Here is a 13,567-nt window from a genome sequence, read left to right on the forward strand (position 1 = left end):
TGTCCTTGGTGAACGTGCTCCTGGTCAGCTTCTGGATGTCCTCCATCTGCGGATTGCCGACCATCAACACATTGATGCTCTTGCCACCACCGGAGGAGCCGCCGGCTCCGGCCCCGGAACAGGCGGTGGCGAGGAGCGCGGTGGCGGCGGCACCGGCTATGAGGGCGTATCTGGTCGATCGCATGACGGGGGACCTCTCGTACGGGTGGCTCGGGAAACGGCGTAGCGGGCTCCCACGGCGGCACCGTTCGTCGGGAGCTGCCGCTTGGCGGGTCTGCCGGGACCTCGACCGAGGTCCTGGCTGTGGAGGGAGGGGGTGGATGCGGCCCGGGGGTGTGGGGCGCGTTGTCGATGGCGGAATTATTAGCAGGAGACTGCGCCGTTGTTAACACATCTTGCGAGATAAATTCTGGGAATCTATCGTCGAGCCGTCTCGCAAGGCCGCGAGGCACCCCGACCGCGCCGCCGCCGTCCCCGAGGAATCCCCCATGAGCGCCAGACCGGACAGACAGGAAAACCGCAGATCAGCCCGCCGTCGCCGGTCTCCACCGACTACTTCTGCCGTTGGCCTCGGCCAGTCACTCCGCGGTTCCGGGCGCGTCCAGGCGCGCCCAGACCGGTCCGAGAGCCTCCAGGGCCTCCAGGTACACCTGGTACGCCTCGTCGAGTACGGCGACCCGGTCGGGGCGGGGTTCGTGGCGCCTGAGCACGGCGGCTGCGGCGCGCGGGTCCGTGACGTCGTCGAGCAGGCCGACGGCGGTGGCGGCGAGCAGGGCCGCACCCCGGGCGGCGCTCTCCTGCACGTCGGTCACCACGACCGGTCGCCGCAGGGCGTCGGCGAACATCTGGCTCCACACCTCACTGCGCGCGGCGCCACCGGTCAGCCGGGCCGCCGCCCCCGTGACCGGCAGCTTCGAGCAGAGGGCGTCGACGTGCCAGCGGTGATTGAGGACGACGCCCTCCATCAGGGCCCGCAGCAGGTGGCCGCGGCCGTGCCAGCCGCGCAGACCGAGGAAGGTCCCGGCGGTGGGACGCGGGTACGGGGAGCCGTAGACGAAGGGGTGGAACAACACCTCCGACGGACCGTCCAGGTGTGCCTCGACCTCGCGGCCGATCGCCTCGTGGGCGCCGTCGCGCTGCTCGGCCGGTGCGCCCGTGACCCGTAGGAACCACTCCAGGTTGGCCACCGACGCCGGTGAGGTGGACATGGTCATCCACTGCCCCGGGCGGACGAAGTGACGAACCTGCCAGCGCGGATCGACCATGGGCTGCTCGCTGACCACCTGGTTGATGCTGAACGACCCCGCGATCAGGCACAGTTCGCCCGGCGTCGAGCCTCCGATCCCGAGCGCGGCGGCGTCGACGTCATGGGCACCCGTGACGACGGGCGTGCCCGCGGTGAGCCCGGTGAGCGCCGCGGCCTCGCGCGTGACGGTTCCGCTCACCGCGTCGCAGGCCAGCACGGGCGGCAGCAGGCCGGCGAGCGTTCCGAGGCCGTACAGGTCGAGCAGTTCCGGCGAGTAGCCGCCGCGCCGCATGTCGGTGAAGGAGGCGCTGGCGTCGGTGGGATCGGTGGCCACCGCGCCCGTCAGCCTCAGACGCAGCCAGTCCTTGCAGGACAACAGCCAGCGGGCCGCTCGCAGCGCTCCGGGCTCATGGCGGGACAGCCAGGCCAACAGGGCGGCCGGGGAACCCGCGAAGGGCACCGTGCCCGACAACTCCAGCGCACGGGACCAGACCGGAGTGCCCCGCCACCGCTCCAGCACCGCTTCGGCGCGCGTGTCCATCGCCACGATCGCGGCCCGCACCGGCCGGCCCCGCCCGTCGACGGCGTACAGCCCGTCGCCGTGCCCGGCCAGCCCCACCGCGGCGACGGCCCGCCCCGCGTCCGGTCCCGCTTCGGCGAGACAGGCGGCGACGGCCTGGTACGCCGTCCGCCACACGTCGTCCATATCCCGCTCGACCCAGTGGGGTTGAGGGGTGTTCAGCGGCAGTGCGCCGGTGCCCCGCGCCACCGCTCGGCCGGTGGCGTCGAACAGCACGGCCTTGGTCACCGTGTGTCCCGCGTCGACACCGAGCACCAGTTCACGCGCCACCGCTCACACCCACCCGAGTTCGCGTGCGTTGACCGCCGCGACGCAGCGGCCGGTCGCGGCGAGTTCGGCGACCGCCTCGGCGACGAGCCGCGCCGAACGCAGCGTCGTGGTCGTCGTGTCACCGGCGTAGTGCGTGGTGATCGTGACATTGTCCAGCGCGCGCCAGGGGCTGTCCGCCGGGAGCGGCTCCTGGTCGTGCACGTCGAGTCCCGCTCCGGCGATACGACGGTGCACCAGGGCCTCGTACAGGGCGTCGGTGTCGACCAGACGGCTGCGCGCGGTGTTCACGAAGGAGGCGGTCGGTTTCATCAGCGCGAAGTGCCGTGCGCCGATGAACCGCTCGGTCTCCGCGGTCAGCCGGGCGAAGAGCTGTACGACGTCGGACTCGCGGAACACGGTGTCCAGGTCGCCCGCCCGCACGACGCCGTGGCGCGCCAGGACGTCGTCGGGCACATACGGGTCGTACGCGATCAGGCGCGCGCCGAAGCCGCGCATGCGCCCGGCGAACGCCCGCCCCACATGCCCCAGACCGATCAGGCCGACCGTGCCTGCCCCGATCTCCCGGCCGGGCCCGCCGAATTCCTTCCGCCATCCGCCGGCCTTGACGGAGGCGTCGGCACGGGCGATGTCCCTCGCTTCCGCGAGCATCAGCCCGACGGCGAGTTCGGCGACGGCGGTGGCGTTGCGACCGAACACCGGTACGACGGCCACGCCGGCGGCGGTCGCGGCGGCGACATCGACGTTCTCCAGCCCCGCACGGGCCACGCAGACGGCCCGCAGCCGTGCAGCCGCCTGGAGCACCTCCCGGGGCACCGGCGCGAAGTGCACGGCCAGCACCTCGGCGTCACCCACCGCGCCCACGATCTCGCCGGGCACCGCCACGGCCCCGGCCCCGTGCCACTCCATGGTCTGCTGCGCCGCGTGCTGCTCCGCCTTGGTCCCCGACCAGTCGACACGGCGGACCGGCCCGAGGCGGGGTCCGCACACCTCCGCCAGGGCATCGACGTAGTACCCGGCGGGGATGAACCGATCACCGACGACCAGAACGCGCAATGCGGTCTCCTCGCGTGCCGAAGTCACCGCCCATGAGCCTGATCGTCCCACGCGAGAGGCCGACGCGCCGGAACAGCCATGGGGAGGGAAGCCTCGTTCGCTCGACACGTCGGTCCGTCCGTCGCATGCGTGGTGGTCGGCGGGAGGGCCGTGAACGCCTGTGTGCCCGGCGGCGAGCAGGGGGTGCTCGCCGCCGGGCCGGGGTGCTCGCCGCTCCCCGTCCCCACGGGTTCGGCGAGTGCGGGGCCGATACCGCCAGGGCGGCCCCGGTATCGGGGGTGGCCGCCTGCGGGAGGCGGCCACCGGGTTGTGCGGGGATCTACCGGCTGTGCACGAGTCCGGGACCGTGCTGGTCGACCAGCGCCGAGGGCACGGGATGCTTGCGGGTGATCGCCTCTCCCTCCACGTCGACGCTGGGCAGCAACCGGTCGAGCCAGCGGGGCAGGCGCCAGGCGTGGTCACCGAGGAGGGCGAGGACGGCCGGCACGATGGCCATCCGGACGACGAAGGCGTCGAAGAGGACCGCGGCCGCCAGACCGAACCCGATCATCTTGATCATCGACTCGCTGGCACCGATGAACCCGGAGAAGACAGCCATCATGATCAGCGCGGCAGCGACCACCACGCGAGCGCTGGTGCCGAACCCGGAGACGATCGCCTGCCCGGGCCGGTCCCCGTGGACGTACGCCTCCCGGATGCGGGAGACCAGGAAGACCTCGTAGTCCATGGCGAGACCGAACACGATGCCCACGAGGAAGATCGGCATCATGCTCATGATCGGGCCGGTCGTCTCGACGCCGAGCAGCTCCGCGCCATGGCCGTGCTGGAACACCGTGACGACCACACCGAGGGCGGCCAGTACGGACAGCAGGTAGCCGAGGGCTGCCTTCAGCGGTACCAGGACGGAGCGGAAGACCAGGAGCAGCAGCACGATCGCCAGGCCGACCACGACCACCAGGTAGGGCACGAGTGCGTCCTGGAATCTCTGCGCGACGTCGATGTTCAGTGCGGTGGTGCCGGTGACTTCGTAGGTGGCCCCGGCCTGCTGCTCGATACTGGAGCGCTCGGCGCGGATGGTCTTGACCAGGTCGACCGTCCTGGCGTCGGTGGGACTGGTGGACGGGGTGGCGGAGAGCACGGCGGTGTCGCCGGCTTGGTTGAACCGCGCCGGGGAGACGGAGACGACTCCCTTGGTGTCGCCGATTCGCCGGCTGATCTCGGAGACGGCGGCCTTCGGGTCGGCTGCGCCCTTGGCGTCGACGACGATGGTCAGGGGGCCGTTGAAGCCGGGGCCGAAGCCTTCGGCGAGGGCGTCGTAGGCGCGGCGCTCGGTGGTGGACGTGGACTTGGCCTCGTCGCCGGGCATGCCCAGTTGGAGGTCGGCGGCCGGCACGGCGAGCGCGCCCAGGCCCACGACGCCGAGGAGAAGCACGGGCAGGGGGTGACGTATCACCAGGCGGGCCCAGCGGCTGCCCGCGTTCTGTGCTTTGCCCGCGCTGTCCGTGTTGTTGGCGTTGTTCCTGTTGCTCTCGTTGTTCCTGTTGCTCTCGTTGTTCCTGTTGTTTGCGTTGCTCATGTTGCTCGCGTTGCTCGTCTTGGCGCCGCGGGACTTCCTGCCCTTGCGGACGTGTCGGGCGAGTACGGCGTTGGGCCAGAAGCCGAGGAGGGCGGGGACCAGGGTCAGGCAGATGAGGACGGCGACGAGGACGGCGCCGGCTGCGGTGAGGCCCATCTTGGTGAGCATCGGGATGCCCACCACCGACAGCCCGGCGAGCGCGATGACGACGGTCAGGCCGGCGAACACCACCGCGGACCCCGCCGTGCCGACGGCCATTCCCGCGGCCTCCCTCGGCGCACGGCCCTTTCCGCGTTCCTCGCGGTAGCGGGAGACGACGAACAGGGCATAGTCGATGCCGCAGGCAAGGCCGAGCATCGAGGCGAGGGTCCCGCTGGTCAGGGACAGCCCGAACGTGCTGCCCAGGGCGATGATGGCGGTCATGCTGACGCCGACGCCGATGACGGCGGTCAGCAGCGGCAGCCCGGCGGCGGCCATGGACCCGAAGGTGATCAGCAGGACCACCGCCGCGACCGCGATGCCGATCGCCTCGGCGGATCCGCCCGCCGCAGGTTGTGTCGCCAGGGCGTCTCCACCGATCTCGACGGTCAGGCCCGCATCCCGGGCCTGGTCGGCGGCGCGCTCCAGGTGTTTCTTACTGGCATCGGTCAGGTCGTCGGCGGCGGTCTTGAAGGCGACGGTGACGTAGGCCGTGGAGCCGTCCTTGCTGACCGCCTTCGCCTGGAAGGGGTCCACGACGCCGGCCACCTGCGAGCCGTCGGCGGCCTCGTCGACCAGATCCTCGATGACGGCCTTGTTCTTGGCGGCGGTGACCTTCTCTCCGTTCGGTGCGATGAAGACGATGCGGGCGTTGGCCCCGTCGGCTGCCGAGCCCGGGAAGCGCTGGTCCAGGAGGTCGAACGCCTTCTGGGACTCGATGCCCGGCATGGCGAATCCGTCGTCGGGAGCGGCGGGGGCCTTCGCGGCGGCGAAGCCGACGGCACCGAGGACGGCTATCCACAGGAACGTGACGAACCATCGCCACCTGAAGGTGATGCGACCCACGTGGTACAGGAAAGTTGCCATGGCGGTGAAAGGCCTCCACATCGGCGGTGCAAGACAAGCGGTGCAAGACAAAGGGGGGAACGGAGGCTCTCGTTCCGCTCGCCTCGGGCGGAGACCGGGACGGCGTGCCTCAGTGATCTCTACGATCCCGTCGGGCGACTTCCGTCACGAGGGAGCACCCTCCCGAACTCGGGGTGTAGCGGGCTACACCCCGAAGCCAGGGGCTCAACGCCACTCTCCGGGCGTCCAGTCACCTCGGCGCGCGCCGCGACCGCAGTGCACGCGAGTCCCTGCGCCGGAGTCTTCACAGCGCCGGCTCCACGGACGTGCGGGTGACGTCCAGGAGGTGGTGCAGCAGGCGGCGGCGAGGAGCGCTGCCGACCACCACGAGACAGCGCCACGTACCCCCGCAGGCTGACGCAAGGAGCAGCACGGTCCCATCACCTCGGTCCCGGCCCCGTCAGAGTCGAGCCGTCATTCACCGGAGGCTGCAGAAGCAGCAGTTCAGAAGCGCTCTCGCCGACCGGCCTGCTCGCCTGCCCCTATACCGACGACGCTCCCCGGCACGCATCCGCTACGCTGTCCTTGGTCGGCCGTTGGTACGTCACGTTGTCTGCCCGGGGCACCCCACAGAGAGCGTCGCGCCACGTCTGACCAGCGGGCTTGTACTCCTGGTTGAAGATCCACGTCCTGGACTTTCAACAAGGTTTTCTGCAAGCCCCTGCCTTCGTAGCTCAGGGGATAGAGCACCGCTCTCCTAAAGCGGGTGTCGCAGGTTCGAATCCTGCCGGGGGCACCAGGCGAAAGGCCCCGGACCGATCATGGTCCGGGGCCTTTGACATCTACTTCTGACATCAACGGGGGCGGTCACTCGCGACCGGCCGCCGCTTCAGCAGCCGGTCCATGTGGCTGATGGCCTCGCGCTGGGTGTCCTGCACGACGTGGGTGTACACGTCCATGGTGATGCTGATCTGACTGTGCCCGAGGATCTCCATCACGACGCGGGGTGCGACTCCGGCCGCCGTGAGAAGGGTGGCCGTGCCGTGGCGGGCGTCGTGCAGCCGGATGACGCGGATACCGGCGGACTCGGCGACAGGTCCACAGACTGCCCGACTCGCCGGAAGCTTACGGGGCCATGATCACTCGCGCCAAAGCAGTTCCCGGCCAAAGTCGCTACACCGCCCGCGCGGTGAGGGGCACCGGGCCCGACCGATCGACCGAGCCCGACACGCCTAACGGACGTCTACGAAGTCGCCCGTCGCCTTGACGGCACTAGTTGTCATGGTGGGTCTGAACTCATAGCGCCAGTAGCGGTCGGCGGTTGCGGTGACCTTCGCGGTGGCGACCCCGGTGGAGTTCGTGGTGACGTAGCCCAGAGACTCGTAGTAGCTGATGCCCGGTCGGCGGAACTCGAGGTAGGCGCGCTGGCCCGTGTAGCCGCGGTAGTCATGGGTGTCCCAGTTGGCCCGGCTGAGCTTGCCCGTGACGGTGATGGTGCCGCCCTTGGCGACCGGCTCGGGAGAGGCGTTGGCGGTCAGCTTCCCGTAGCGCTTCATGAAGAAGGTGGTGAGACCGTCCGTGTTCATTGATTCCCCGTCGTTGGCCTGGGCTGTGACGCTGAGCTTCCAGATGCCGGCCAGCGAGTTTTTCAGATCACGCCGGGGGTCGATCGTGTAGTGCTTGGTGCAGACGGAACTGGTTCCGTTGGCTGAGCACACCGGCGCCGCTTCGCTGGGCTTCAGCACCGCGTCGGCCTCGCTGAGGCTGCTTTTGCTTCCGTGGAAGAGCGTGAAGTCCGCGGACTTGATGCCCGAGTCGTCGCTGAACGTCACCTTGACGGTGATCGTCCTTGAGTCGGTGATGCCCAGGACGACGTCGTTGCCCGCGCCGCCTCCGCCGGTGATCCGGAAGTCACTGACATGAAGGTCACCCTCAGTCGCCTGGGCACCTGGAGCGAGTAGAGCGGCTATGGCCAGAGAGCCGAGCAGAGCAGAGCCGAACGTCGATCTTCGCATTGTGTTCCCGAAGGTCAGGCCCGCCCCGTGCAGCAGGCCGCCGATAAGTGCAGGCAGTGTACGCATCGGTGATCAGGGACTGAAGACGGGCCTGGGGCGCAGGACACAAGTACTGACAGCTGCGTGCCCCATACCTTTCCGCCGGGCCGTGTGTGGGCCGTCCCGGAGCAGCCAATGACGACAGACGATGCCAGACGACGAAGACTGTTTGCCTACCGACTCTTGTGAACAGGAGCGCATAGCTTTTTGCGCTCCTTCTCCGAAGCGGCTCAGTCGCCGGAGTAACCGAAAATTCCCAGGTGAGTGGACTCGTCTCCCGTGTAAAGAACGACGTACACGCCGGTCCACCGCATGCGGCACTCGTCAAGGAGGGTGTCCGTATGGTCGGACGGAGATCCGATCGCCGCATAGGCCTGGGCGAGCACTTCCTCGAACTGGCCCGATCTGGGTCGATCAGTGCCGAAATGATGTATGACGCGCTCAAGAGCTAGCGGGCGTAGCGTCCCGTAGTCCTGAATGTTGTGGGCCGATGGTGTCCCGTCTGTATGGACAACGCGCTGGATGTCCAGGATCGAGTGGGTTCCCTCCTCGGTCATGAACTCCTCGTCCTGCCACAGCTCCTCAAGGTCCTCGTAGGTATCGCCATCGCCGTAGAGCTCTTGGAAGGTCTGCGCGTGCAGCGCTTCCAATGACTCCTCGACGGTGTTTTTGTATGGAGTGACGTACTCCCAGCCACTGGCGCCCATCGTGTCGCTCCTCACGGTGTGAGCTCTTCGAGATCGCCGCCACCCTAGATGAGGGCACTGACACAGCCGGGATGGAAACTGGGGAGAGTGGTGGGTGATGTCAGGTCAGAGGCCGCGCCTAACCTCTTGGTCATCGGTTGGCCGCCTGTTTTACTTCGCACATGATTTCGGGCGTGATTACGGGGCTCTGCGGCTTCTTTGGCATGATGATCGGCACAATCGTTGTGGCACGGCGAGTGCGACGGACAGCTGCTCGGGCCGTGGGAGGGGAAGCAGTCCTCTTCCCGGTCGGGGCTAACCTGCCGGACGAGGGACGCCGATACAGCCTTGGCCGGGTACCGGTCGGGAGTGAGTTCCGGTGGAAACCTCGCTGGTCGTGGACGCGGCTGCGTGAACTCCCGACAGATCTGCGCTATGTCTGCGTACGCGAAGCAACATTTCGCGAGAAGCTGTGGCTCCCGAGCGACGCGCTGGTGATCGAGTGTGAATCGTCTGTGAGGCCTGTACGACTGTGGGTCCACGCGGTACATGCTGCGCACGTTCTAAAGATGATCCGGCGTACAGATACCCCGACCTCGTCGAAGCCCTAGCCAGGTACGGCCGTGGGTTGCTAGCGGAGGACGGGGAAGGTCGTGCCCTTGAGGCAATGAGGTGGGAACTTGTCAAATCCCCCCTGGCGGCTGACACCAACACCTGACACCAACAAGCCCGTACAGCAACGGTCAGTGCCGAACTGCAGCGGAGAACCGGGCCTTTTTGCTGTCCGTGATGGTCAGCGGTCGCGTGCCAGATTCGCGCCAGGACGCTGATCGATCGTCATAGGAGTGCTGATAGATCAGCTTCTGTCGTCGCCTGGCTACTGTGACCGACTAAGAGGGCGATCCGCTACCACGGGATGCCGTGGTCAGAGAGCAACGACACGAAGCTGTGCCGCAACTCCCGTGGTGTCCACGCCGGCACGTCGCGGTGTGGCGCTCCCGCCGCGCTTCGTGGGGCGCGCCGTCGCCCTCGCGACGTGGCGCGGTTCAACGGCTGGTCCCTCTCCAGCGGCGGACTCGCCCAGGTCCACGGCTTCACGAACCTCGACGGCAACCGCCCGCCCCGACTCCTTGCGCTACCTCGTCGAGGTCCAGGACGCGGGCAAACCGGCGGGCACGACCGGATACTGGTGACCCGCATGCTGCCGGAGCGTGCTTGGCCGGGGGCTTACTCGTGTGGCCCGGAGAAGCGGTCGAGCAGTGCGTCCAATCCGGCTGCCAGGCCCTCCGGGCCGCCGCGTTCGGCGAGGGCGGGGATGCTCTCGCGCAGCTTTGGCAGGTCCTGGGCGGGAAGGCGATGCAGGCCGAACCGGAACGCGGGGTCCGGTTCCTCTGGATTGTCCACCATGGCGCGCAGTTCCACCGACATATACCCGAGCACCCAGGCGGTGAAGGCGCGGAGGACTGTGGCGCTTTGGGCCTCGTCCAGTCCGGCGTCGCGAAGGAGGGTGAGCACCCGTTCGTGATGCCTGAGGACGGGCAGCGGCCTGCGGGCCAGCGGGACCGCCATCATGCGGGTGGACAGGAGCGGCACCACCTGGGGGTGGTCGATGCAGACCTGGTACATGGTCAGAGCGATGCGTTGCAGGCCGGCTCGCTGCTCGAAGTCACCGGCGGTCGGTGCCGCGGCCGGGACGGGCGCCTGGTCGAGGCGGTCCTCCAGTTGCAGGTAGAGGGCCTCGACCAGCCCGTCCACCAGGGCTTCCTTGCCGGGCACATAGCGGTACAGGCTCATGGCCTCCACGCCGAGATCGGCTCCCAGGAGACGCATGCTCAGTGCGGAGAGGCCTTCGCGATCAACCAGTTCCAAAGCGCTGGCCAGGACACGCTCACGGCTGAGTCTCGCAGGACGCCCGCGGTCGCCGGATCGACCCGTGCCGGCGGCTGATTCGTTCGCCATTCGCCTGCCTCCTCAAGGCTCGACGCGGCGCCGGGGCCTATGCCACCTAGTGATCATTTCTCCAGCTCGCCCCATACGACGAGCCGGTGGATGTATGTGCCCTTCCACCCGCGGTCCGTACAGGTGGTGAGCGTGATCCGAGCCTTGTCCGGCCTGACACCCGGCCTGTTGGGAACGGGAAGCACGACGCCGACGTCGGAGGGCTTGACGACCTCGGTCCGGGTGACCCGGTAGGTGTATGTCTTACGGTGCCAATAGACCTTGATTTCGTCGCCCTTTGTCAGGTCCGGCAGCCGATGGAACGGCTGCCCCCACCCCGTGCGGTGACCGGCAATCGCGAAGTTTCCGATTTCGCCCGGCATGGCCGTCCCCGGAAAGTGCCCGGGGCCCTTCGCAAGAGCACTCTGAGACACGCCCTCAACGATCACGGGGTCATAGCCCGAGCCGAATCGAGGAATCCTCAGCGTCGCGAGCGCGCCGCCTTCGTGAGGGACCTCGGCCGACATCTGGATCTCTTTGTGCAGTGTCTGCTGGATGGCTCTGTACTGATTGTCCGAGTGCCAGGTCTGGAGAAGCGTGAAGCCTCCCAGGAGCAAACCGACGAGTATCAGGCCGATACCCAGAAGTTGACTTGCCTTTTTCATGTCCGACCCCGGTCAGGAGTCGTCCTTGACCTTTCGGGGAAACAGCCGCAGCACAGCGAATCCCGACGAGATCAGAACGAACATGACGATCCAGAACCAGATGGTGTCCGGGCCGCCTGTGAGGGGCAGAACCCCTGCCCCACTGGTTCCGCCCATTGTGGCCCCTGCGCCTGCATAGTTTGCCATGATTGTCTCCTCTGTCTGTTCGGTCCCTTTCCGGGGACTGCTTGAACTACCAGTTTCGCTCTCGTTGAAGAGCTGTATCGACGAGCGCACGGAGGTGCACTCCCTGCAGAAACAGGTCGTAGAACCATTCCGGTATGACCAGCATCGAGGCAACCGACACGCGCCAACCCCTGGATTTTGCGGTGATCGCCCGCTCAATCGCGTAGAAGACGGTGAAGGCGATCCAGAACGGAGCAATTCTCAGGCCCGACCCAGAAGCGAGGAACCACAGGACCGAACCTACATATACGGTCGACACGGATACCCCGAGGAACGCCACGACCTGCCTGACCCAACCTTCTGCGGTGTAACGAGTCACGCCGTAGCCGATCAGATTCTCGAGCGCTCCGCGCTTCCAGCGAAGTCGCTGCTTCGCAAGGGCTCGCCATGTTTCCATGACTTCAGTGCTCATGGTCGCGCGGGCCGGAGCGACGATGCGGAATCCGAGATGCTTCAGAGCGAGCGTGAGCTCGTTGTCCTCGGTCAGTGCCTTCGTGTCGTACACTCCGTCGGCCGGTGGCAGAAGACCAGATTCTCGGGCGGCGAGCACACCTTTCAGAGCGCCGGCCTTGAAAAGGCAGGCGGTGCCCGTCAGGCAAAGTACCTTGCCGTTCTTTCGAGCCGTGTCCCGGGCGTACCGGGCGAACTCATTGCGTTGGAAGACGCCACAGAGCCTGCCGCCCGAACGACCCCGGAAGTTCCCGCCCACGGCGCCGTAGCCCTGCCCCAACTTCCGGGTGGTCACCTCGATGAAGTAAGGATCCAGATAGGTGTCGGCGTCCTGGATGAGGATTGAGTCGTCGTCTGCCATGTCCGGCAGCAATCTGTCCAGCGCTCCGTTGAGATTGCCGGCCTTCTTATGCCTGTTGCCGACCGAATGCCAGACTTCGGCGCCCGCCTCTTGGGCAATTCGCTCCAGTTCTTCGGTTCGACCGCTGTCCTGGTGCGGATCCAGAGTCACGATGATGCGGTCCGCGGGACGTGTCTGCGTCTGCAGCGCATCGAGGACTTGGGGGAGCGAGTCCGCCTCCCTGTAGGCGGGTACGAGCGCCGTCACCCTCGGGGCTCCCGGCTCGGGTTGCCGGCGAAGGGGGCTCGGGAAGGGCTGATTGCAACTCGTCGTCATGTCGATCACCACGTACTCCGTGCGACTGGAGGGCTGCCTTCTCGTCGTCCCGCCCTTCGCTCGTAAGTTTACGATGTATCCATACATACGATACTTAGTGCGTAATGTCAAAGTTTGACTGCATCGCCGCTCGGGCCGCCCAAGCCTGCCGGGGTGTCTGCCCGGCTGATCGTTCCGGCCGTGGGTTCGGCTCATGAGCGATACAAAGCGCTTCGAGAAATACGGAGTTCACCGACGCGACGGGCGCCCGGGTCCTGGTGACCGACGCCGACGCGGCCGTGGCCGAACGGACGGCGGCGGCCCTGAGGGAACAGGGGCTCTCGGCCTGGTAGGACTCCGTCAGGTCGGGGGGATCTTGCTGTTTGGTGTGTGGTCCAGGGTCGGGCCAGGGGCTGGTGGCACGTGGTGCACAGGCCGGTCCAGCAGTTCAGCAGGTCTTGGAGGCCATCGAGGATCGCAACGATCGACGTCCGGGCGACACAAAGACTGCACAACGCCGGCTTCTCGGTCGGCCTCGCCCTGCGCGGCGAGGCCCAGCCAGTCCGGACGCCTGGGAGCCATCTGGGAGCCAACCCGCTCCCCGAGCCCCTTCGAAACCACCCGAGACCACGGCAGCCCGACGCTGCGACCAGGGCAAACGTCATCGGCACTGGCAAGATCGGTAACCGACCCCGCCTGGCAGCGTCCTTGAAGGGCCGTAGCGCAACCGGTATGACCGCCACTGACCGATCCACACAGAGCTACGGATCAGAACGGGTGTCGCTCTCCGTGGGCGTCGAGAGCATCGGTGTAGCGCTGTAGCTTCGCTCCGAGTTCCTCGTGGAGGAGGCTTGCCGCTTGGCGGGCCTCCTCCAGATCGCCGGCCGCGCAGAGTTCGACGAGTTCGGCGACGTCGGCGGAGAGGATCCTGAGGGTGTCGCCCTGGACCAGGACTCCAGGAAAGCGACGGCCAGGCAGGCGCACGACAGCGTTGTTGCCGGCATCGGTGAACAGCTCGGCTTCCACTCGTTCCATCGGGTCCCCGTCTCAGTTTCCGTCTCATTCAGCTTGGTTCAGGGCCGTTCGCAGCGGCCCCGAGGCCGATGCCAGTAGCACTCTCGAACA

Annotated in this window: 11 protein-coding genes, 1 tRNA gene and 3 pseudogenes; 2 read left to right on the forward strand and 13 right to left on the reverse strand. The window is 67.4% G+C overall.

The window, feature by feature from the left end; genetic code table 11:
• The 5 genes and pseudogenes from ACWC09_RS35690 to ACWC09_RS35710 form a co-directional block, all read right to left on the reverse strand.
• Positions 1-184, reverse strand: a pseudogene (locus tag ACWC09_RS35690) (sugar ABC transporter substrate-binding protein); the annotation flags it as partial.
• A 394-nt stretch (positions 185-578) separates the two neighbouring features.
• On the reverse strand, positions 579-2,096 hold the full coding sequence (locus tag ACWC09_RS35695) for an FGGY-family carbohydrate kinase (protein WP_450855139.1): 1,518 nt from the start codon (positions 2,094-2,096) through the stop codon (positions 579-581).
• Positions 2,097-2,099: 3 nt separating this feature from the next.
• The gene (locus tag ACWC09_RS35700) at positions 2,100-3,176 is read right to left on the reverse strand and encodes an NAD(P)-dependent oxidoreductase (protein WP_450855140.1); all 1,077 of its coding nucleotides are present in this window, start codon (positions 3,174-3,176) and stop codon (positions 2,100-2,102) included.
• 292 nt (positions 3,177-3,468) lie between these two features.
• The gene (locus ACWC09_RS35705; RefSeq protein WP_450855141.1) at positions 3,469-5,790 is read right to left on the reverse strand and encodes an MMPL family transporter; all 2,322 of its coding nucleotides are present in this window, start codon (positions 5,788-5,790) and stop codon (positions 3,469-3,471) included.
• A gap of 283 nt (positions 5,791-6,073) precedes the next feature.
• A complete protein-coding gene (locus ACWC09_RS35710) occupies positions 6,074-6,202 on the reverse strand; it encodes a hypothetical protein (protein ID WP_450855142.1) in 129 nt (42 codons plus the stop codon).
• A 290-nt stretch (positions 6,203-6,492) separates the two neighbouring features.
• Between ACWC09_RS35710 and ACWC09_RS35715 the strand changes: the two genes are divergently transcribed.
• Positions 6,493-6,568, forward strand: a tRNA-Arg gene (locus ACWC09_RS35715).
• A gap of 55 nt (positions 6,569-6,623) precedes the next feature.
• Here ACWC09_RS35715 and ACWC09_RS35720 read toward each other — a convergent pair.
• The 3 genes and pseudogenes from ACWC09_RS35720 to ACWC09_RS35730 all read right to left on the reverse strand — a co-directional run.
• Positions 6,624-6,863 (reverse strand): annotated as a pseudogene (locus ACWC09_RS35720) (tyrosine-type recombinase/integrase); the annotation flags it as partial.
• 138 nt (positions 6,864-7,001) lie between these two features.
• Entirely contained in the window at positions 7,002-7,784 is a 783-nt protein-coding gene (locus ACWC09_RS35725) for a calcium-binding protein (RefSeq protein ID WP_450855143.1), read from the reverse strand.
• 269 nt (positions 7,785-8,053) lie between these two features.
• Complete coding sequence (locus ACWC09_RS35730) at positions 8,054-8,530, reverse strand: hypothetical protein (RefSeq protein WP_450855144.1); 477 nt, start codon at positions 8,528-8,530, stop codon at positions 8,054-8,056.
• A 980-nt stretch (positions 8,531-9,510) separates the two neighbouring features.
• On the opposite strand from ACWC09_RS35730, the pseudogene ACWC09_RS35735 reads away from it, so the two are divergent.
• A pseudogene (locus ACWC09_RS35735) lies at positions 9,511-9,702 on the forward strand (short-chain dehydrogenase); the annotation flags it as partial.
• Between the two features lie 34 nt (positions 9,703-9,736).
• Here the strand turns inward: ACWC09_RS35735 and ACWC09_RS35740 are convergent.
• The 5 genes from ACWC09_RS35740 to ACWC09_RS35760 all read right to left on the reverse strand — a co-directional run bounded on the left by ACWC09_RS35740 (position 9,737) and on the right by ACWC09_RS35760 (position 13,477).
• Positions 9,737-10,468 carry a TetR/AcrR family transcriptional regulator gene (locus tag ACWC09_RS35740; RefSeq protein WP_427168507.1) on the reverse strand — a complete coding sequence of 244 codons (732 nt, stop codon included), beginning with the start codon at positions 10,466-10,468 and terminating at the stop codon, positions 9,737-9,739.
• A 53-nt stretch (positions 10,469-10,521) separates the two neighbouring features.
• Positions 10,522-11,112, reverse strand: coding sequence for a class E sortase (locus ACWC09_RS35745; RefSeq protein WP_351584157.1), 591 nt, complete (start codon positions 11,110-11,112; stop codon positions 10,522-10,524).
• 12 nt (positions 11,113-11,124) lie between these two features.
• Complete coding sequence (locus ACWC09_RS35750) at positions 11,125-11,298, reverse strand: hypothetical protein (RefSeq protein ID WP_351584160.1); 174 nt, start codon at positions 11,296-11,298, stop codon at positions 11,125-11,127.
• 46 nt (positions 11,299-11,344) lie between these two features.
• Positions 11,345-12,394 (reverse strand): glycosyltransferase, encoded by a 1,050-nt coding sequence (locus tag ACWC09_RS35755; protein WP_450855146.1) that lies wholly within the window; start codon positions 12,392-12,394, stop codon positions 11,345-11,347.
• A gap of 816 nt (positions 12,395-13,210) precedes the next feature.
• Positions 13,211-13,477 carry a DUF6959 family protein gene (locus ACWC09_RS35760; protein WP_351584166.1) on the reverse strand — a complete coding sequence of 89 codons (267 nt, stop codon included), beginning with the start codon at positions 13,475-13,477 and terminating at the stop codon, positions 13,211-13,213.
• Between the last annotated feature and the right edge of the window lie 90 nt (positions 13,478-13,567).

This window comes from Streptomyces sp. NPDC001617 (genome assembly GCF_053596855.1).